Origin of the sequence: Ramlibacter agri (assembly GCF_012927085.1) — a bacterium.
In the GTDB taxonomy this organism is placed as follows: Bacteria; Pseudomonadota; Gammaproteobacteria; order Burkholderiales; family Burkholderiaceae_C; genus Ramlibacter; species Ramlibacter agri.
Genome location: NZ_JABBFX010000001.1, coordinates 3,501,682 through 3,521,375, shown reverse-complemented (window position 1 = coordinate 3,521,375; position 19,694 = coordinate 3,501,682). Strand labels below are relative to the sequence as shown.

The window sequence follows — 19,694 nt, the reverse complement described above, 5'->3', positions numbered from 1 at the left end:
GGGCGCCCCTCGCCGTGAGGGGCAGGCGGGGTGCTATGCTGGCCGCAACACCCCCACCCTCCCCCGCATGGAAAACGGTACCCTGCTCGCCGCGGTCGACCTCGGCTCCAACAGCTTTCGCCTCGAGATCGGGCGCCTCGACCACGGCCAGGTGCAGCGGGTCGAATACCTCAAGGAGACCGTGCGCCAGGGCAACGGCCTGGACGAAGCGCGCAACCTCACGCAGGAAGCGCTGGAGCGCGGCTGGGCCTGCCTGGCGCGCTTCAACGAGCGCATCGCCGCCTTCACGCAACCGCAGGTGCGGGCTGTCGCCACGCAGACCCTGCGCGAGGCGCGCAACCGCGACGTCTTCCTGACGAAGGCGCACGAGATCCTCGGCTTCCCGATCGAAGTCATCTCCGGCCACGAGGAAGCGCGCCTGATCTACCAGGGCGTGTCGCACCTGCTGCCGCAGTCCGACGAGAACCGGCTGGTCGTCGACATCGGCGGCCGCTCCACCGAGCTGATCCTGGGCCGCCAGTACGACGCCCGCGTGATGGAAAGCTACCGCGTGGGCAGCGTCAACTGGTCGATGAAGTACTTCCCCGAAGGCCAATTCACGCTGGCGGCTTTCGAGCGCGCGCAGATCGCCGCGCAGGCCGTGCTGGACGAAGCGCTGGCCATCTTCCCGCGCGGCAGCTGGGACATCGCCTACGGCTCCTCCGGCACGATAGGCGCAGTCGCCGACGTGCTGTATGCCTGCGGCTGGCCGGCCGGCTGGATCACGCGCGAAGGCCTCGACTGGCTGCAGCAGCAGTTGCTGGCCGCCCGCAGTGCGGACCGCGTGAAGCTGCCGATGCTGAAGGACGACCGGCGGCCCGTGATCGGCGGCGGCCTCAGCGTGCTGTGCGCCGTGTTCGACCTGCTGGGGCTGGAGCGCATGCAGCCGGCCGCCGGCGCGCTGCGCCAGGGCGTGCTGTACGACCTGCTAGACCGCGAGCACATCGACACCGACGTGCGCAATGCGTCGGTGCGGCGCCTGGCCCTCAAGTTCGGCATCGACACCCCGCAGGCGCAGCGCGTGGGCCGCGTCGCCGGCCAGCTGCTGCGGCAATTGCGCGCGGGCGAACCGGCGCGCGACCTGCAGCGCCACGAGCGCGAGCTGGCGTGGGCCGCGCAACTGCACGAGATCGGCAGCCTCATTTCGCACAGCGATTACCACAAGCACGGCGCCTACGTCCTGGACAACGCCGACGCGCCGGGTTTCGCGCAGCCGGAACTGCACCGACTGAGCCTGCTGGTGCTGGGGCATCGCGGCAAGCTGCGCAAGCTGGACATCGATTTCAGCGACACGCTGTTCGTGCACCAGCTGCTTTGCCTGCGGCTGGCGGTGATCCTGTGCCACGCGCGGCGCGACCCCGAGCTGCAAGGCCTGAAGCTGAAGGCGCAGGGACAGCTGGTCACCCTGCAGGCGCGGACCGACTGGGTCTCGGCCTTTCCGCAGTCGGCGCACCTGCTGCGCGAGGAAGCCGTGGCCTGGCAGAAGACGCCCTGGACGCTGGCGATCGCCTGCTGAGCCACGGCCTGGAAACTGTATATACTGTTTATACCGTTTCAGACTGAGGAGTCCCCAGCATGGCAACCCGCACCCCGACCAAGAAAGCCGCCAAGGCGCCGGCCGTGAAGACCGCGAGCGCTGCGAAGCCCGCCGCACCGCAGGCGAAGGCCGCCAGGACGGCCAAGGCCCCGAAGGCCTCCAAGCCTGCCAAGGTGAAGGCTCCGGTCGCGAAGGCAGCCAAGCCGGCGGCCGCCGACAGCGCCGCCAAGGCCGATGCGAAGGCCGACAAGGCACGCAAGCCGAAGATGGTGCGTGACAGCTTCACCATCCCCAAGGCCGAATACACCGTGCTGCAGGACCTGAAGGACCGCGCCGCCCGCCTCGGCCGCCCGGCCAAGAAGAGCGAACTGCTGCGCGCCGGCGTGCAGGCCCTGGCCGCGATGGCAGATGCTGCTTTCGTCGCCAGTGTCGCCGCCGTGCCGGCCGTGAAGACCGGCCGTCCCGCCAAGGTCTAAACGGTATCGGGCGACTGCACGGCCCAGACCACGGTCTGGCCGTCGCCGTCACGCTCGCGCGCGCGCAGCCACCACACGCCGCACTTGCGCACCGGCAGGCTGCCGCCTTCGATGCGCAGCAGCTGCGCCAGGGTCTCGCCCAGCACCGGCTGGTGACCCACCACCAGCACCGGGTGCTTGGCGTCCGGCCATTGCGCCGCCGCCAGCACCGCCGCCGGCGTGGCGCCCGGCGCCAACTCGCCACGCAGCTTGTACTTGCGCGCCAGCGGCAGCACCGTCTGCTCGCAGCGCAGCGCGGGGCTGCACAGGATGCGCGTGCCTTCCGGCAGGTTGCGGTCCAGCCAGGCCGCCACCCGCGCTGCCTGCTTCTCGCCGCGGCTGGTGAGCGCCCTGTCCATGTCCACCACGCCTTCGTGCTCGTCCTCGGCTTCGGCGTGGCGCCACAGGATCAGGTCCATGATCGCACCTCCTCGCTGCCCGGCGGGGCGGCATGGCGTTCCATCAATGCGGCTTGCGCGCCCTTGGCCTTGGGGTCCTCCGCGCTCTTCGGCCGCTTGTAGCTGCCATCGGGCTGCAGGTCCCAGGAATCCTTGGCGTCGTGCAGGTACGCGACCAGGCATTCGTCGATGATGCGCTGGCGCAGTTCCGCGTCCTTCACCGGCCACGCCAGTTCGATCCGGCGCAGCATGTTGCGGTTCATCCAGTCGGCGCTGGAGAGGAACAGCTGCTCCTCGTTGCCGGCGCGGAAATAGAACACCCGGGAGTGTTCCAGGAAGCGGCCGATGATGGAGCGCACGCGGATGTTGTCGGTGAGCCCCGGCACGCGCGCCGGCAGCATGCAGGCGCCGCGCACGATCAGGTCGATGCGCGCGCCGCGCTGGCCCGCGCGCACCAGCGCCTGCATCAGCGGTTCGTCGGTCAGCGCGTTCATCTTCAGCACGATGCGCGCGTCCAGCCCGCTCGCCGCGGCGACGCCGACCAGGTCGATCTGCTCGATCAGCTTGCGCTGCAGGTGGAAGGGCGCGATCGTCACGTGGTTCAACCGCGGCAGCTTGCTCTGGCTGGCCAGGTGCACGAAGACCTGTTCGACGTCGGCGGTCAGCAGCGGGTCGGCCGTGAGGTGGCTGACGTCGGTGTACAGGCGCGCGGTGCGCGGGTTGTAGTTGCCGGTGGAGAGATGGGCGTAGCGCACCAGCGAATGGCCCTCGCGCCGGGTCACCAGCAGCATCTTGGCGTGGGTCTTCAGGCCGACGACGCCATACACCACCTGCGCGCCGACGGCTTCCAGCGCCTCGGCCCAGTTGATGTTGGCTTCCTCGTCGAAGCGCGCCTTCAGCTCCACCACCAGCGTGACTTCCTTGCCCTGCACCACGGCTTCGCGCAGCAGCTCCATCATCACCGAGTCGTTGCCGGTGCGGTAGATGGTCTGCTTGATCGCCAGCACCTGCGGGTCGTGCACCGCCTCGCGCAGGAAATCCAGCACACCCTCGAAGCTCTCGAAAGGCTGGTGGATGATGACGTCGCGCTTTTTCAGCTGGTCGAAGATCGGCCGGCCCGGCACCAGCTGGCGCGGATAGCCCGGCCGGTAGGGCGGGAACAGCAGCTTGGGCGCGTTGACCAGGTCGATCATCTGCTGGAAGCGCACAAGGTTCACCGGCCCGTGCATGCGGTACAAGGCCGCCTCCGGCAGGTTGAACTGCTTCAGCAGGAAGGACGACAGGTACTCCGAACAGCCGGACGAGACCTCCAGCCGCACCGCCGCGCCATAGTGCCGCTGCTGCAGGCCCAGCCGCAGCGCGGTGCGCAGGTTGCGCACTTCCTCTTCCTCGATCGCCAGGTCCGAATGGCGGGTGACGCGGAACTGCGAGAACTGCCCCACTTCGCGGCCGGGGAACAGCAGGTCCAGGTGCGCGCGGATCACGCTGGACAGCGAGACGAACAGCTTCTTCTTGCCTGCCACCTTGGCCGGCATCGGGATCAGCCGCGGCAACACGCGCGGCACCTTGACGATGGCGATCTCGTTCTCGCGGCCGAAGGCGTCCTTGCCCGCCAGCCGCACGATGAAGTTGAGCGACTTGTTGGCGACCTGCGGGAAGGGATGCGCCGGATCCAGCCCCACCGGGATCAGCAGCGGCCGCACATCGTTCTCGAAGTACTGCCGCACCCACGCTTTCTGCGCGGCGCTGCGGTCGCCATGCGAGACGATCTCGATGCCGTGCTTCTTGAAGGCCGGCGCGAGTTCCTCGTTGAAGATCGCGTACTGCTTCTCGACCAGCCGGTGCGCGGCCCCGGCCAGCGCCTCGAAGCTTTCGACCGTGTACGGCCCCTTGTGTTCGCCGGCCTGCGCCGCGCTCAGGTGGTCCGCGGCGCGCACCTCGAAGAACTCGTCGAGGTTGGAGGAGACGATGGTGAGGAAGCGCAGCCGCTCCAGCAGCGGCACGCTGCCGCGCTGGGCCCAATCGAGCACCCGCTCGTTGAAGGCGAGGATGCTGTGGTCACGGTCGAGAAAGGGCACCACCGTCGGCGCGGCATCGCACATGAATATGTCGATTCGATGACTTGTTTGTGACAGTATCACCTTCCCTTATGACATAACCGTGACAGCCGAGCCGGAAAGCGGCTTGCGCGCTGGCACCAGGAAATTCTCGAACAGCGTGCTCGCGTGCGCCCAGCTGAAGTCCATCGCCCTCTCGCGGGCTTCCGCACGAGGGACTTCCAGCGCGGCGAAGCAGGCCTTCTGCAGGTCTTCATGCATCGCGCCGCCCAGGCTGCCCGTTTCCCTGGGTCCGGGACGCGACAGCACGGTCAGGGGTCCGTCGGCGGGATAAGCCGCCACCGGCGTGCCGCAGGCCATCGCCTCCACCATGACCAAGCCGAAGGTGTCCGCCAGGCTGGGGAACACGAAGAGGTCGGCTGCCGCGTACAGCTTGGCCAGCTCGTCGCGCGGCAGGATGCCGACCCAGCGCACTTCGGGATGCTTCTGCTTCAGCGTCGCCTCGACCGGGCCGACGCCGCACACGACCTTGGTCCCCGGAAAGGGCGTCTGCAGGAAGGCGGAGATGTTCTTCTCGTACGACACGCGGCCGACGAACAGCGACAGCGGCCGCGCCACCTCTTCCAGGCCGGCGAAGGTGCCGGGCATGGCCCGGAAGGGAAACAGGTCCAGGTCGACGCCGTGGGTCCAGGCCCGCAGGTTGCGGAAGCCGCGCTTCTGCAGCATCTCCAGCACGCTGGGCGTCGGCACCATGACGCCCGAGGACGGAGCGTGGAAATGCCGCATCACCGCATAGCCCAGCGCCAACGGCACCTTGATCGCGTGGTTGACGATCTCGGGGAACTTGGTGTGGAAGGCGGTCGTGAACGCCAGCCCGCGCTTCAGGCAGAAGCGCCGCCCGGCCCAGCCGAGCGGACCTTCGGTCGCCAGGTGGATCGCGTCCGGGCCGAAAGCCTCCAGCTGCTCCGCGAGCCGCCGCGCGGGACGAATGGCCAGGTCGATGCCCGAATAGCCCGGGCATGGGCGGGTGGCGAACCGCCCCGGCTCGATCACCAGCACCTCGTTGCCGCCGGCGCGCAGGTGCCGCACCAGTTCCACCAGCGTGGTGACCACTCCATTGACCTGGGGCATCCAGGCATCCGTGACCAGCGCGATCTTCATGCAGTCTCCGTCAGTGTCTTGTGTCCGTTGTCCTGGGCGGCCGGCAGCCACTCCACCAGTTCGAGCCGGCCGTCGTAGTGCTCCACCAGCGCCGTGCGGCTTTCGACCCAGTCGCCGTCGTTGCAATACAGCACGCCGTCGATGTGGCGCAGCTCGGCGCGGTGGATGTGCCCGCAGACCACGCCCTGGTGGCCGCGGCGGCGCGCCTCGTGCGCGACAGCCCGCTCGAAGTCCGTCACGTAGTTCAGCGCCTTCTTCACCTTGTTCTTCAGGTAGGCCGAGAGCGACCAGTAAGGCAGCCCCAGCCGGCCGCGCAGCCGGTTCAGGTGGCGATTGAGCTTCAGCGTGAACTCGTACAGCGAGTCGCCGACGTGCGCCAGCCACTTCGCGCACTGCACCACGCCGTCGAAGTAGTCGCCGTGGATCACCCACAGCTGCTGGCCCGCGGCCGTCACGTGCACGGCTTCCTGCTGCACCTCGATGCCGCCGAAATGGTTGCCAACGAACTGGCGTGCGAATTCGTCGTGGTTGCCCGGCACGTAGACCACGCGGCAGCCCTTGCGGGCGCGGCGCAGCAGCTTCTGCACCACGTCGTTGTGCAACTGCGGCCAGTACCAGCGCTTGCGCAGCTGCCAGCCGTCGATGATGTCGCCCACCAGGTACAGGTAGTCGCTGGGATGCGACTTCAGGAAATCCAGCAGCGGCGCGGCCTGGCAACCGGGCGTGCCCAGGTGCAGGTCGGAAATGAAGACGGCCCGGTAGCGGGAGCGTGCCGGGCCGTCGTCGTCGTCGCGTTCATCGGTGGGGACATCGAACCCCGGAACCAGGGTGCCGAAAGCTTCGAACGCGGTCCGCATGCTCAGGCCCCTCCGAGAAAATGCTTGCGGTAGCGCGGCGGCAGGTCGTGGATCCGCATCATCATTGGCAGGTCCGCGGTGTTGAAGTCCGGGTCCCAGGCCGGCGGCCCCAGCACCTTCGCGCCCAGGCGCAGGTAGCCCTTGATCAATGCCGGTGGTTCCACGTCCAGTCCGCTGTCCAGCGCATCGACCGGCAGCGGCAGGCGCGGCGTCACGTGGTATTCGATCGGCGCCAGGTGCGTGGCCTTCAGCTGGCGCCAGATGCTGGCAGCGATGTCGCCGCTGACCACGCCGTTGTGCAGCATCGGGATGCTGGCGCAGCCGATCATGGTGTCCAGCGCATTGCGCTGCATGAATTCGGCCAGCGCGCCCCACAGCGCCAGGATCACGCCGCCCTGGCGGTGGTCGGCGCGCACGCAGCTGCGCCCCAGTTCCACCATCCGTTCGCGCAGCCGGCGCAGGCGCCACAGGTCGAACTCGGTGTCGCTGTAGAAGCTGCCGACGCGGCGCGCCTGCGCCGGCGTCAGTACGCGGTAGGTGCCGATCACGTCGCCGGTGTCGGCCGCGCGCACCAGCAGGTGCTCGCAGTAGTCGTCGAACAGGTCGGCATCATGGCCTTCGAGGCGCGTGTCGAGCCGGGCGCCCATTTCGCCGGCGAACACTTCGTAGCGCAGGCGCTGGGCCTGGCGCACTTCGTCCTGGTGCCGCGCCCAGGTGACGGTGATGTTGCTGGACTCCCCCATCGATGCGCTGCGGGCGGCCTTGGGCAACGCGGCCGGCGCCAGGATGATGTTGGTGTCGGGCTGCTCGTTCATCTGCACTCCTGCGGTTTGGCGGAGTGTGCGGAGTGCCCATGACGCAGACATGGCGTTTCCGTGGCAGTTCGATGACGAGGCAACACCCTCGTCACGCGCCCGTCACACGGCGTGGAAAAGCCCCCGATGCCAGCGGATGATCGCGTCGGCCACCCATTGCGGGTCGTCCAGCGGCAAGTCGTGCCCGGCCGACGGGTGTTCGCGCAGGGGTACGTTCCAGGCCCGCGCGAGGCGGCGCGAACACTCGACCGAGACCAGGCGGTCGCGCGTCGAGGCCAGCAGCAGGGTCGGTGCGCGCGCGGGGCCGTCGGGCCGGTAGCGGGCCGCCGCGAGCAGTTGCCGCAGCACGTTGAGGCGCGAGACCGGCGCGGTCGCGGCAATGGCCGTCCACTGCTGCGCGACCTCCTCCTGGGCCGGAGCATTGCTGGTCAACCGGAGGATGCGTTGCTCACGCGGCAGCAAAGCCAGCCCCGGCCGCGCGAGCGCGAGCAAGGCCGGGTAACTGGAAGGACGCAGGCGTTGCCAGAACGGCGCCACGCCGCCCAGGCTGGTGTTGATCAGGACGGAGGCCGCGACATCCGGGTCGCGTCCGGCCCATTCCCGCGCCACCATGCCGCCCAGCGACAGTGCGACCAGCACATAGGGCGCGCGCGACCGCAGCAAGGCCAGTTCGCGCCGCGCCGCTTGCACCAGGCCGGTCACGCTGGCCGGGCTGGGCTCGTGCCACAGCGAGCCGGTGCCTGGCAGGTCCACGCACAGTACCTGGTCGCCAGGCGGCAGCCGCTGCTGCAGGTCGCGGGCAAAGCCGCCCCAGTGGCGCGCCTCGCGCGCCAGCCCACGCAGCAGCACCCAGGTGCTCATCGTCCGTACCAGCGGGCCAGGCCCCGGCGTTGCTGCAGCTCGCGCTCCGCTCCCTGCGGCAGCCAGTGCCGGTGGCCGGCCGCCGCGCGCGCCGCGAAATCCAGCAGCGGCAGGTGGCTGCGCAGCACCCGCTGCTCGCGGTGCGCGATCAGCGGGTTGAAGATGCCGTGGCGCGAGAACAGCTGGCGCGGGTTCTTCTTCACCCACAGCCAGGATCCCATCTCCAGCGTCAGCGGCAGGAACACGCCCTGCCCCGGCGCCCGCAGCACCAGGTGGTCCCACAGGTCGCCGTGGGCCAGGTACTGCCGGCTTTGCGGCTCGAAGACGTACTTGTGGTGCGCGTGGCTGCCTTCGAAGATCTCGTGCAGCGCATGCAGTTCCGCCAGCGCGGCTATGGGCAGGCGCCGGTGCGCGAAGGGAAACCAGATGCGGTCGCGCATGCCGAAGCCCGAATGGCAATCCAGCGCCAGGCTGAAGGGGCGGCCGTGCAGTTCCCGCTCGACCCAGGCGCACAGCGCCGCGCTTTCGGGCTCCATGGCGGCGCCGGCGGCGCCGCGGTACCAGGGCAGGCCGGAGCTGAGGCGCTGGCCGCCCACCAGCAAAGGCACCGGGTCGCGCGCCTCCACCGGCGAATTGCGCATCAGGTCCACGCCGCGCGGATTGGCTCGCGTGCCGCGCGCCATGCCGGCGGGGTTGACCAGCGGCATGAAGACGAAGCGCAATTGCTGCAGCATTTCCTGCAGCGACACGTCCCAGGCCAGGCGCGTGACCAGGCTGTGCAGGTAGGCCGTGACCACGCGGCTGCCGATGCGTTCCAGCCCGTGCACGCCGCCGAAGTACCCGACCGCGGGCAGTGAGGGGTCCGGGTTGCCCAGCGTGATGGCGTAGACCGGCAGCCGGCCTTCGAGATGTTCCACCTCGCAGGCCACGGTGCATTGCAGGCGCGCGCCACCCAGCGCGATCACGCGCTCCAGTTCCTGGAGTTCGGGCAGGTCGGCTTGTGGCACGGGGGCGAAGCTTAAGGGCTTCGCGTGTCATGAAGTTGCCACGCGGCTGCGCTAGCGTTGGCTCATGCTTTCCTTCCTTTCCCTCCTGCGCGCGCTCTTGCGCGGCCTCGCCGAATTCGCCATGCTTCAACGTTGGCGCCTGCGCCACGGCCGCTGAAAGACCACCGCCGTATGAGGATGCGAATGAACGACGAGGAGTTCCTGCGCGTGCAGCGCGACATCGTGGACAGCTTCGACGAGGAGCTCGAACTGGAACTGGAAGACCGGCCCTTCGACGCCGAGGGCGCCGAGATACCGCTCAGCGAGCTGGAAAGACAGGAGCGGCGCCAATACTTCCGCGAGCTGCTGCGGCTGCAGGGCGAGCTGGTCAAGCTGCAGGACTGGGTGGTGCACACCGGCCACAAGCTGGTCGTGCTGTTCGAGGGCCGCGACGCCGCCGGCAAGGGCGGCGTCATCAAGCGCATCGCGCAGCGCCTGAACCCGCGCATCTGCCGCGTGGCCGCCCTGCCCGCGCCCAACGACCGCGAGCGCACGCAGTGGTACTTCCAGCGCTACGTGCAGCACCTGCCGGCCGCCGGCGAGATCGTGCTGTTCGACCGCAGCTGGTACAACCGCGCCGGCGTCGAGCGCGTCATGGGCTTCTGCAACGACGAACAGCTGGAGGAGTTCTTCCGCGACGTCCCCGAGCTGGAGAAGATGTTCATCCGCTCCGGCATCCACCTGCTGAAGTACTGGTTCTCGATCTCGGACGAAGAGCAGCACATGCGCTTCCTCAGCCGCATGCACGACCCGCTGAAGCAGTGGAAGCTGAGCCCCATGGACCTCGAGTCGCGCCGGCGCTGGGAGGACTACACCTGGGCCAAGGAAGCGATGCTGGAGCGCACCCACACGCCGGAGGCGCCGTGGTGGGTGGTGCAGGCGGACAACAAGAAGAAGGCCCGCCTGAACTGCATCGCGCACCTGCTGGACCAGGTGCCCTACCGCGAGGTGCCGCACCCGGCGATAGCCCTCCCCTCCCGCGTGCGGCACGAAGACTACGAACGGCGCCCGGTGCCGGCGGAGTTGTACGTGCCGGAGCGATACTGAGGGCATGACGGAGTTCGAGCTGAAGTTCCAGGTGCCCGGCGAGCGCGTCGAGGCGCTCGATACGGCATTGCGCCGCGGCCCGGTGCAGGTCAAGCGCCTGCGCGCGCGCTACTACGACACCCCGCTGGAGGCGCTCGCCCGCCACGGCCTGGTGCTGCGCGTGCGGCAGGAAGGGCGCCACTGGGTGCAGACGGCCAAGGGCCCGGGCCGCAACGGCTTCGAGCGGCTGGAGCACGAGGTGCCGCTCGACGACGGCGACTCCACGCCCGATATCGAGCGCCACGCCATCCATCCCGTCGGCAAGCTGTTGCGCAAGGCGCTGGGCGATGCCGCGCAGGAACTGCATCCGGTGTTCGAGACCGACGTGAACCGGCTCACCCGCACCGTGGAAGCAGCGGGAACCGCGGTGGAAATCGCGCTGGACCGCGGCCGCGTGCGCGCCGGCAAGCGCAGCCACCCGGTGCAGGAGGTGGAGTTCGAGCTCAAACAGGGCAGCCCCGCCGCCGCCACCGAGCTGGCCCAGAGCTGGTGCGAGGAACACGGCCTGTGGCTGGACCCGCTGTCCAAGTCGGCGCTGGGACGGCGGCTGGCTCATGGCGGCCCGGAGGGCAATCCCGTGCAGGCCACGCCGCTGGAAGACAAGCCGGAATCGTCCTCCGCGCTGGTGGCGACGGTGATCGACGGCGCGCTGCAGCAGGTGCTGGGCAACGCGCGCGAGCTCGCGTCCGGCCGCGGCGGCGACGAACACATCCACCAGCTGCGGGTCGGCCTGCGGCGGCTGCGCACGGCCTTGCGCGAGCTGAAGGACGTGGCCGGCCTGCAGGCGCTGGACCCCGCCATCGAGCCGGCGCTGCGCGCCCTGTTCCAGGTGCTGGGCCACCACCGCGACCGCGCGACGCTCCTGCCCCAGCTCGAAGGCGTGATGGAGAAGGCGGGCGCGCCGTCGATGAAGGGCTGGCACCCGGAGCTGCCCGACGTGGGCGGCGCGATCCGCGACCCCGCTTTCCAGGGCGCCGTGCTGCAGCTCGTGGCGCTGGTGCAGGAACTGCGCGATGCGCCGCAGGACACGCCCCTGAAGGCCATGCGCAAGTCGGTCGCCACGCGCCTGCACAAGCTGCGACGCACGGTGGAGCGCGATGGCAAGAAGTTCGCGCGGCTGCCCGAGCCCAAGCGGCATCGCGTGCGCAAGCGCCTGAAGCGCCTGCGCTACCTCTCCGAGCTGGTGCGGCCGCTCTACGCGCCGCGCGACGTCGACCGCTTCGTCAAGTCGCTCAAGACGCTGCAGGACGCGCTGGGCGAGTACCAGGACGCGGCCACCGCGCGCGGGCTGTTCGAGGCGCACGCCAAGGAGGAGCCCACGGCCTGGTTCGCGGTAGGCTGGCTCGCCGCCCGCGAGCACGACATCGCGCAGGAATGCGAGCAGGCCTGCCGGGACACGGCGGCGGACATGAAGCCGTTCTGGACCTGATCCTTCCAGTCTTCGCGATGTCCGCCGGGTGGGCTCAGAAGCGCACGCCGGCGGAGAAGCGCAGCGTGTCGGGGCCGCTCATGGCGCGCGTCGGCGACTCGTAGGCGAGACGCAGGTAGGTGCGCGTCCAGTCGTAGCGCACGGCCAGGCCCAGGCGCTCCTGCCCGATCTGGCGGGTGACGTGCATGGACACCGCCTGGCCGCTGGTGAAGCGATAGCCGCCGCCGAAGCTCAGCACTTCGCTGTTCTCCAGGCTGTGGCCGATGCCGGCCCGCGCGAACCATTGGTGGCCGGCCTGCAGCGACAGCCCGCTGCCGGTGCCGGTGGTGGAAGTGGCGGCCGACAATTGCAACGGGCCGTAATTCAGCAACGGCTGCCGGGGCGACAGCTCGGGATCCAGCAGGGGCGCCGGGGTGGTCAGGGAGTACAGCGGCGCGGTCCCCTCCGCCGCCGCGCCGCAGGCAGAGGCCAGGAGCGCACCGGCCACGGAGGCCTGGGCGATGAAGTGGAAAAGGCGGCGCATGGCTGTCAATGTAGACCTTGCCAAACCGCCTGCCTAGCCGGGTGCGTGGCTCGCCAGCCACGAGATAGGGAATCGGCTTTACGCGAACTGTAACCAGTCGTTTAAAGCCTGCAGAATCAGCCCGCGCGCACCACTTCGGCCAGGTGTTCCGCGGTTTTCTGGGCCACCTGCGCATCGGCCGCTTCGACCATCACGCGCAGCACCGGCTCGGTGCCGCTGGCGCGGATCAGCACGCGGCCGGAGCCGTCCAGCTCGGCCTGCAGGCGGTCGGTCTCGCTTGCCAGCTTGGCGTTCTTCTTCCAGTCCTGGCCGGGCTGCAGGCGCACGTTGATCAGCGTCTGCGGGAACAGCTCCACGCCATCCAGCAGCTGCGCCAGGCTCTTGCCGCTGCGGGCGCAGGCCTTCAGCACCTGCAGCGCGCTGACGAGGCCGTCGCCGGTGGTGTGCTTGTCCAGGCACAGCAGGTGGCCGGAGCCCTCGCCGCCCAGCACCCAGTCGCGCTTTTCCAGTTCTTCCAGCACGTAGCGGTCGCCGACCTTGGCGCGCACGAACTCGATGTCGCGCTTCTTCAGCGCCACTTCGACGGCCATGTTGGTCATCAGCGTGCCGACGGCACCCGGCACGCGCTGGCCTTGCGCCAGGCGGTCCATGACCATCAGGTACAGCAGTTCGTCGCCGTTGAAGAGTCGGCCATCGGCGTCGACCATCTGCAGGCGGTCGGCATCGCCATCGAGCGCAACGCCGAAGTCCGCGCGGTTGGCGCGCACCGCATGCACCAGCGCTTCGGGATGCGTCGCGCCGACGCGGTCGTTGATGTTCAGGCCGTCGGGCGAGCAGCCCAGGCAGAACACCTCGGCGCCCAGTTCGTGGAACACCTTGGGAGCGATGTGGTACGCCGCGCCATGCGCCGCATCGACGGCGATGGTCATGCCCTTCAGGGTCAGGTCGCTGGCGAAGGTGCTCTTGCAGAACTCGATGTAGCGGCCCGACGCGTCGTCGAGCCGGCGGGCCTTGCCCAGTTGCGCCGAGCCGGCCCACACGGGCGGCTCGTCGAGCGCGGCCTCCACCTGCTGCTCCCATTCGTCCGGCAGCTTGGTGCCCTGGGCGCTGAAGAACTTGATGCCGTTGTCCGGAAAGGGGTTGTGGCTGGCGCTGATCACCACGCCCAGGCTGGCGCGCTGCGCCCGCGTGAGGTAGGCCACGCCAGGCGTCGGCAGCGGGCCGAGCAGCACGACGTCGACGCCCGCGGAGTTGAAGCCCGACTCCAGCGCGCTTTCCAGCATGTAGCCGGAGATGCGCGTGTCCTTGCCGATCAGGACGGTGGGTCTCTCCTCGGTGCGCTTCAGCACGCGGCCGACGGCATGCGCCAGGCGCAGCACGAAATCCGGGGTGATGGGGGCTTCGCCGACCTTGCCACGGATGCCGTCGGTGCCGAAATACTTCCTGCTCATTGCTTCCTCTCCGCCGGCACGGTGCCGGTTCCCTGCATTGCGTTCCACACCTTCAGTGCGGCCACCGTCTCGCGCACGTCGTGCACCCGCACGATGCGCGCCCCATGTTCCACCGCCAGCACCGCCGCGGCGACGCTGGCCACCACGCGCTCGTGCACCGGGTAGCCGGTGATGGCGCCCAGCGAGGACTTGCGCGACCAGCCCGCCAGCACCGGGTAGCCGTCCACCAGCAGCTCCCACTGGCGCGCCAGCAGCGCGAAATTCTGCTCCACCGTCTTGCCGAAGCCGATGCCCGGATCCCAGCTGATGCGCTCCGCGGCCACGCCGCGCTCGCGCAGCGCCTGGGTGCGCGCGCGCAGGAAGGCCCTCACTTGCGGCGGCGCGTCGCCATCCAGCGGCGTGCGCTGCATGGTCTTCGGCTCGCCGTGCATGTGCATCAGGCAGACGCCGCAGTTTGGATGCTCCACCACCGCGTCCACCGCGCCGGGCTGGCCCAGCGCCCAGATGTCGTTGATGATGTCGGCGCCCAGGTCCAGCACCGCGCGCATCACCTCGGGCTTGTAAGTGTCCACCGAGACCGGCACGCCCAGCGTGACGGCCTCGCGCACCACCGGCAGCACGCGCGCCAGTTCTTCTTCGAGCGGCACCGGGTCCACGCCCGGGCGGCTGGATTCGCCGCCGATGTCCAGGATGTCCGCGCCGGCCGCCAACAGTTCCTCGCAGTGCGCCAGCGCGCTTTCGGTGCTGGCGTGCAGGCCGCCATCCGAAAAGGAGTTGGGCGTGACGTTGACGATGCCCATCACCCGCGGGGTGTCGAGAGCGATCGCGAAGCGGGACGTCTGCCAGTGCATGAGCCGGATTGTGCGCCGGGGAAGAAAGGCGAAAGGGGCCCGCAGGGCCCCTTTGCACGGAAGGAAAGAATTTTACGCGGCGTTGGGCGCCGGCTCCGGGCCCGCGGACGGGCCACCAGTGCCGCCCGAGCTGGGCGTGCGCGGCGTGAAGTCCTTGGGCGGACGCGGCTCCTTGCCGGCCATGATGTCGTCGATCTGCTCGGCGTCGATGGTTTCCCATTCGAGCAGGGCCTTCGCCATGGCGTGCATCTTGTCGCTGTTGTCCTCGATCAGCTTGCGCGCCAGCGTGTACTGCTCGTCGATGATGCGGCGGACTTCCATGTCCACCTTCTGCATCGTCTGCTCGCTGATGTTGGTGGTCTTGGTGACCGAGCGGCCCAGGAAGACCTCGCCCTCGTTCTCCGCGTACACCATCGGGCCCAGTGCGTCGGTCATGCCGTAGCGCATCACCATGTCGCGGGCCAGGTGCGTCGCGCGCTCGAAGTCGTTCGAAGCGCCGGTGGTCATCTGGTTCATGAACACTTCTTCGGCGATGCGGCCGCCGAACAGCATGCTGATCTGGTTCAGCATGAAGTCGCGGTCGTAGCTGTAGCGGTCCTTCTCGGGCAGGCTCATCGTCACGCCCAGCGCGCGGCCGCGCGGGATGATGGTGACCTTGTGCACCGGGTCGCACTTGGGCAGCAGCTTGCCGATGATGGCGTGGCCGGACTCGTGGTACGCGGTGTTGCGGCGCTCTTCTTCCGGCATCACCATGGACTTGCGCTCCGGGCCCATGATGATCTTGTCCTTGGCCTTCTCGAAGTCCTGCATCTCCACCACGCGCGCATTGCGGCGGGCGGCCATCAGGGCGGCTTCGTTGCAGAGGTTGGCCAGGTCGGCGCCCGACATGCCCGGCGTGCCGCGCGCGATGATCTCGGCCTTCACGTCCTGGCCGATCGGGATCTTGCGCATGTGCACGTTCAGGATCTGCTCGCGGCCGCGGATGTCCGGCAGCGTCACGTAGACCTGGCGGTCGAAGCGGCCCGGGCGCAGCAGCGCGGAGTCGAGGATGTCGGGACGGTTGGTCGCCGCGATCACGATCACGCCGAGGTTGGTCTCGAAGCCGTCCATCTCCACCAGCATCTGGTTGAGGGTCTGCTCGCGCTCGTCGTTGCCGCCGCCCAGGCCGGCGCCACGCTGGCGGCCGACGGCGTCGATTTCGTCGATGAAGATGATGCAGGGCGCGTTCTTCTTCGCGTTCTCGAACATGTCGCGCACGCGGGCCGCGCCCACGCCGACGAACATCTCGACGAAGTCCGAACCGGAGATCGAGAAGAACGGCACCTTGGCTTCGCCCGCGATGGCCTTGGCCAGCAGCGTCTTGCCGGTGCCCGGGGGGCCGACCAGCAGCAGGCCGCGCGGGATGCGCCCGCCCAGCTTCTGGAACTTCTGCGGGTCCTTCAGGAAGTCGACGACTTCCTTGACTTCTTCCTTGGCCTCGTCGCAACCCGCGACGTCGGTGAAGGTCAGCTGGTTGCTGCTCTCATCGAGCATGCGGGCCTTGGACTTGCCGAAGCTGAACGCCCCGCCTTTGCCCCCGCCCTGCATCTGGCGCATGAAATAGATCCAGACGCCGATCAGCAGCAGCATCGGGCCCCAGCTCACGAGCAAGGTCATGAGCAGCGAGCCTTCCTCGCGGGGCTTGACGTCGAACTTGACGTTATTGTTGATCAGGTCGCCGACCAGGCCGCGATCGAGGTAGGTCGCCGTGGTGCGGACCTTGCGGTCGTCCTGGGTGACGGCGATGATCTCGGTGCCGCCCTGGCCTTCCTGGATGATCGCGCTCTTGATCTGGTGGTTGCGCACCTGCTCCAGGAAATCCGAGTAGCCGACCATCGATGCGCCGGCAGCGCCCCTGGTGTCGAATTGCTTGAATACGGTGAAGAGGACCAGTGCGATCACCAGCCAGACGGCGATCTTGCTAAACCACTGATTGTTCAAAAGAGTCTCCGGGGGTCGGGGTAGCCCATCACCTGAGCCAGTTGACGCCCATTCTAGGGGTTTCAAGACATGGAACGATGTATTTTTGCTACGCGTTCCCTAGGAATCCAGGCAGGATTCCTGACAGATCAAGACTACTTGAGGCCGATCCCGACCAGGAAGGTCTCGGAGGACTTATCACGCGAGGCCTTGGGTTTCAGAGGCTTGACGACCCTGAAATGTTCCTTGAAATGCTTGACCAGCTGGCTGTAGCCGCTGCCGTGGAACACCTTGCAGACCAGCGAGCCCTCGGGCTTCAGGTGGTGAATGGCGAAGTCGACGGCGAGCTCCACCAGGAGAGCGATGCGGGCCGAGTCCGACGAAGGGATGCCCGACAGGTTGGGCGCCATGTCGGAAACGACGGCGTCGACCTTGCGGCCCGCGAGTTCCTGCGCCACCAGCGCGGCCGCCGCGTCCTCGCGGAAGTCGCCCTGGATGAAGGTCACGCCCTCGATCGGGTCCATGGGCAGGATGTCCAGCGCGATGATGGTGCCGTCCAGCGCGCCGACGGCCGCGCCTTGCGGCGACAGCCTGCGGCGCACATACTGGCTCCAGGCCCCGGGCGTGGAGCCGAGGTCGACCACGACGTTCCCGGGCTTGATGAGGTGCAGCGCCTCGTCGATTTCCTTCAGCTTGTAGGCCGCGCGGGCGCGATAGCCCTCTTTCTGCGCGAGCTTCACGTACGGGTCATTGACATGGTCGTTCAGCCATGACTTGTTGACCTTCTTGCTTTTCGTCTTGGTTTTCATGTGCCAGGGATAATACGGGGATGACAGCCATTCAATTGAGCATCGCCGAGCGCAAGGCGCACCGGGCCGAAGCGCATCACCTCGATCCCGTGGTGATGATCGGCAACGAGGGCCTCACGCCCGCCGTCCGCAAGGAGGCCGACGCGGCGCTCAACGCGCACGGCCTGATCAAGATCCGCGTGCTCGGCGACGACCGCGAAGCCCGCGAAACCATTTACCAGCAACTCGCCGACGACCTCAACGCGGCGCCCATCCAGCACATCGGCAAGCTCCTCGTGCTGTGGCGCCCCAAGCCGAAGAAGGTGAAGGCCGAAGACGAGGAACGCAAGCCCGGCCCGCGCGAATTCAAGGTCGTCAAGAACTCCAGCCGGGGCGGCCAGCGGCCGGAAGTGAAGCGGGTTCGCGTTTTGGGCAACCAGCGCCTGACGACCGGCGGCATGGTCAAGAAGGCCAAGCCGAAGCAGAAGTCCGTCAAGAAGACACGGGCCGACTAAACCCCTGGATCCCGGCTTTCGCCGGGATGACGATCCTTGTTCGTCATTTTCCAGAAAACCACCAGGGCGCAGAGCCACTGCGCCGCATAAGCCCCCGTCCCCATGCTGTGCCAGAACGCCAGGTCCTGGCGCAGCACGATGCGCGGGGCGATGGCGAATTCCTGCAGCAGGGCCAGCAGCATGCCGGGCAGCACGTACATCAGCGCACCCTGCCCCCAGTCCATGCTGGGGCGCTCCTCGGCGGCGCCTGACAGCATCAGCAACAGCAGGCCGCAGCACACGCCCACCCAGGTCTGGCCGGAGAACAGCTTGGCGGCCACCATGCCGGCCTGTGCCGGGCTCGAAAGCGTGGCGAACACCAGGGGTACCGCCAGGAAGCCGATGGCCGTGAGGCTGCCCCACCAGAGGCCAGCGGCCAGCACCGGCGCTCGCGCCTTCCAGTCCATGCTCAGATGTACTGGACGTTGACGATCTCGTAGCGCTTCAGGCCGCCGGGCGCCTGCACTTCGGCCGTGTCGCCCTCTTCCTTGCCGATCAGCGCGCGGGCGATCGGGCTGGAGACGTTGATCAGGCCCTGCTTCAGGTCGGCCTCGTCCTCGCCGACGATCTGGTACCTGACGGTCTCGCCGGTCTCTTCTTCCTCGAGTTCCACCGTGGAGCCGAACACGACGCGGCCACCCGCGTCCAGCGAGGACGGGTCGATGACCTGGGCCGCCGCCAGCTTGCTTTCCAGCTCGCGGATCCGGCCTTCGATGAAGCCCTGGCGGTCCTTGGCGGCGTCGTATTCCGCGTTCTCCGACAGGTCGCCCTGCGCCCGCGCCTCGGCGATCGCCTGGATGACCCCCGGCCGATCGACGGTCTTCAGGCGGTGCAGTTCGGCCTTGAGCTTCTCAGCGCCGCGGGTGGTGATGGGAATGGTGACCATGTCTTCTCGCAAATGAAAACCGCCGGGCGTTGCCGCTCGGCGGTGGATTTACCCGGATTATGCCGCCAAAGGCGGTTTGCTGCCCACCACCTGACTCGGCCGCACGGGCACTAGTCGTGCCCGGCTTCCTCGATCTTCTGGGCCAGCAGCTTCGGATTGGTGAAGCACAGCTCGTGGCTGCCTTCGCACTCCACCAGCCGGAACAGGCCCAGGCGCTCCGACAGCCGCGGGTGCCAGGGAAGGCTATGCGGCAGCGCGATGTCCTGCCTGCAATTGATGTAACTCTTGCCGACCTGCAGGGCAGCCATCTCCAGGGGCAGCTGCACCGGCTCGGTGAAGGTCTTGTAGGGGTGCGGGTTCAACTGCGAATACGCCTTCTCGGCCAGCGCGGCGTCGGCATCGTTGATGAAGGCTTCGCGCCAGATCGGATAAGGCAGCATGACCGCGTTGTTGCCGGCCGCGGCCAGCTGGTCGAACAGCGCCTTGTAGTGCGGCGGGATCATGTCGTTGAGGCACTGGCCGTTCAGCGGCACGAAAGCGTTCCAGTAGACCAGGCGCTTCAGGCGGTTGCCCAGGCCGGCGGCGATCTGGCTGATGACCATGCCGCCGTAGCTGTGGCCCACCAGGCGCACGTCGGCCAGGCCGTTCTGCTGGATGAAGGCCTGCAGCGAGCGCACGGCGTCGCCCAGGCCGATGCGGCTGCGGTCGTCGCTGGGCCGGTTGCCGGCCAGCGTCGGGCAATGCACGGTGTGCCCGCGGGCACGCAACTGCTGCGCGACGGGCTCGAGCAGCTCGCCGGTATGCCAGGCGCCGTGGACCAGGACGTAGGTGTCTGCCATGCGGGTCTCCTTTGCCGCGGTTATAGACCGGGCGAAGGCGCA

General features: G+C 68.4%; 20 protein-coding genes. 5 read left to right on the top strand and 15 right to left on the bottom strand.

Going from position 1 to position 19,694, the window contains the following annotated elements:
* Positions 1-67: 67 nt before the first annotated feature.
* Together HHL11_RS17160 and HHL11_RS17155 are read left to right on the top strand one after the other, a co-directional pair.
* Positions 68-1,555, top strand: coding sequence for a Ppx/GppA phosphatase family protein (locus HHL11_RS17160; protein WP_169419549.1), 1,488 nt, complete (start codon positions 68-70; stop codon positions 1,553-1,555).
* Positions 1,556-1,614: 59 nt separating this feature from the next.
* Entirely contained in the window at positions 1,615-2,052 is a 438-nt protein-coding gene (locus HHL11_RS17155) for a hypothetical protein (RefSeq protein ID WP_169419548.1), read from the top strand.
* Here HHL11_RS17155 and HHL11_RS17150 read toward each other — a convergent pair.
* The 7 genes from HHL11_RS17150 to HHL11_RS17120 all read right to left on the bottom strand — a co-directional run bounded on the left by HHL11_RS17150 (position 2,049) and on the right by HHL11_RS17120 (position 9,247).
* The gene (locus HHL11_RS17150) at positions 2,049-2,510 is read right to left on the bottom strand and encodes a SixA phosphatase family protein (RefSeq protein WP_169419547.1); all 462 of its coding nucleotides are present in this window, start codon (positions 2,508-2,510) and stop codon (positions 2,049-2,051) included. The two genes, HHL11_RS17155 and HHL11_RS17150, sit on opposite strands and share 4 nt — an antisense overlap.
* Complete coding sequence (gene ppk1 / locus HHL11_RS17145) at positions 2,501-4,591, bottom strand: polyphosphate kinase 1 (RefSeq protein ID WP_169419546.1); 2,091 nt, start codon at positions 4,589-4,591, stop codon at positions 2,501-2,503. Before ppk1 ends, HHL11_RS17150 begins: the two co-directional genes overlap by 10 nt.
* A 45-nt stretch (positions 4,592-4,636) precedes the next feature.
* On the bottom strand, positions 4,637-5,707 hold the full coding sequence (locus HHL11_RS17140) for a glycosyltransferase family 4 protein (RefSeq protein WP_169419545.1): 1,071 nt from the start codon (positions 5,705-5,707) through the stop codon (positions 4,637-4,639).
* Complete coding sequence (locus HHL11_RS17135) at positions 5,704-6,564, bottom strand: UDP-2,3-diacylglucosamine diphosphatase (RefSeq protein WP_169419544.1); 861 nt, start codon at positions 6,562-6,564, stop codon at positions 5,704-5,706. The genes HHL11_RS17140 and HHL11_RS17135 overlap by 4 nt, the downstream gene beginning before the upstream one ends.
* A 2-nt stretch (positions 6,565-6,566) precedes the next feature.
* Positions 6,567-7,379, bottom strand: coding sequence for a GNAT family N-acetyltransferase (locus tag HHL11_RS17130; protein ID WP_169419543.1), 813 nt, complete (start codon positions 7,377-7,379; stop codon positions 6,567-6,569).
* 102 nt (positions 7,380-7,481) lie between these two features.
* Positions 7,482-8,240, bottom strand: a complete 759-nt coding sequence (locus HHL11_RS17125; protein WP_169419542.1) for an alpha/beta fold hydrolase — start codon at positions 8,238-8,240, stop codon at positions 7,482-7,484.
* Entirely contained in the window at positions 8,237-9,247 is a 1,011-nt protein-coding gene (locus HHL11_RS17120) for a M14 family zinc carboxypeptidase (RefSeq protein ID WP_169419541.1), read from the bottom strand. The genes HHL11_RS17125 and HHL11_RS17120 overlap by 4 nt, the downstream gene beginning before the upstream one ends.
* Positions 9,248-9,430: 183 nt before the next feature.
* Between HHL11_RS17120 and ppk2 the strand changes: the two genes are divergently transcribed.
* Positions 9,431-10,333, top strand: coding sequence for a polyphosphate kinase 2 (gene ppk2 / locus HHL11_RS17115; RefSeq protein WP_169419540.1), 903 nt, complete (start codon positions 9,431-9,433; stop codon positions 10,331-10,333).
* A gap of 4 nt (positions 10,334-10,337) precedes the next feature.
* On the top strand, positions 10,338-11,801 hold the full coding sequence (locus HHL11_RS17110; RefSeq protein ID WP_169419539.1) for a CYTH and CHAD domain-containing protein: 1,464 nt from the start codon (positions 10,338-10,340) through the stop codon (positions 11,799-11,801).
* Positions 11,802-11,835: 34 nt separating this feature from the next.
* Here the strand turns inward: HHL11_RS17110 and HHL11_RS17105 are convergent, their stop codons facing one another.
* From HHL11_RS17105 to HHL11_RS17085, 5 genes are all read right to left on the bottom strand, one after another.
* Complete coding sequence (locus HHL11_RS17105; RefSeq protein WP_169419538.1) at positions 11,836-12,324, bottom strand: hypothetical protein; 489 nt, start codon at positions 12,322-12,324, stop codon at positions 11,836-11,838.
* A gap of 116 nt (positions 12,325-12,440) precedes the next feature.
* Positions 12,441-13,775: a phosphoglucosamine mutase gene (gene glmM / locus HHL11_RS17100; protein ID WP_169419537.1), complete on the bottom strand. Its 1,335-nt coding sequence runs from the start codon at positions 13,773-13,775 to the stop codon at positions 12,441-12,443.
* The gene (folP, locus tag HHL11_RS17095) at positions 13,772-14,626 is read right to left on the bottom strand and encodes a dihydropteroate synthase (RefSeq protein WP_169419536.1); all 855 of its coding nucleotides are present in this window, start codon (positions 14,624-14,626) and stop codon (positions 13,772-13,774) included. Before folP ends, glmM begins: the two co-directional genes overlap by 4 nt.
* A 72-nt stretch (positions 14,627-14,698) precedes the next feature.
* Positions 14,699-16,606: an ATP-dependent zinc metalloprotease FtsH gene (ftsH, locus tag HHL11_RS17090; RefSeq protein WP_169419535.1), complete on the bottom strand. Its 1,908-nt coding sequence runs from the start codon at positions 16,604-16,606 to the stop codon at positions 14,699-14,701.
* A gap of 134 nt (positions 16,607-16,740) precedes the next feature.
* On the bottom strand, positions 16,741-17,394 hold the full coding sequence (locus HHL11_RS17085; protein WP_169419534.1) for an RlmE family RNA methyltransferase: 654 nt from the start codon (positions 17,392-17,394) through the stop codon (positions 16,741-16,743).
* A 20-nt stretch (positions 17,395-17,414) separates the two neighbouring features.
* Here HHL11_RS17085 and HHL11_RS17080 point away from each other — a divergent pair, with 20 nt between their 5' ends.
* A complete protein-coding gene (locus tag HHL11_RS17080; RefSeq protein ID WP_169419533.1) occupies positions 17,415-17,888 on the top strand; it encodes a YhbY family RNA-binding protein in 474 nt (157 codons plus the stop codon).
* Here the strand turns inward: HHL11_RS17080 and HHL11_RS17075 are convergent.
* The 3 genes from HHL11_RS17075 to HHL11_RS17065 form a co-directional block, all read right to left on the bottom strand.
* Positions 17,885-18,334, bottom strand: a complete 450-nt coding sequence (locus HHL11_RS17075; protein WP_169419532.1) for a DUF4149 domain-containing protein — start codon at positions 18,332-18,334, stop codon at positions 17,885-17,887. The genes HHL11_RS17080 and HHL11_RS17075 overlap by 4 nt on opposite strands.
* 2 nt (positions 18,335-18,336) lie before the next feature.
* Complete coding sequence (greA, locus tag HHL11_RS17070; protein ID WP_169419531.1) at positions 18,337-18,813, bottom strand: transcription elongation factor GreA; 477 nt, start codon at positions 18,811-18,813, stop codon at positions 18,337-18,339.
* A gap of 110 nt (positions 18,814-18,923) precedes the next feature.
* Complete coding sequence (locus tag HHL11_RS17065; protein ID WP_169419530.1) at positions 18,924-19,652, bottom strand: alpha/beta hydrolase; 729 nt, start codon at positions 19,650-19,652, stop codon at positions 18,924-18,926.
* Positions 19,653-19,694: the final 42 nt, after the last annotated feature.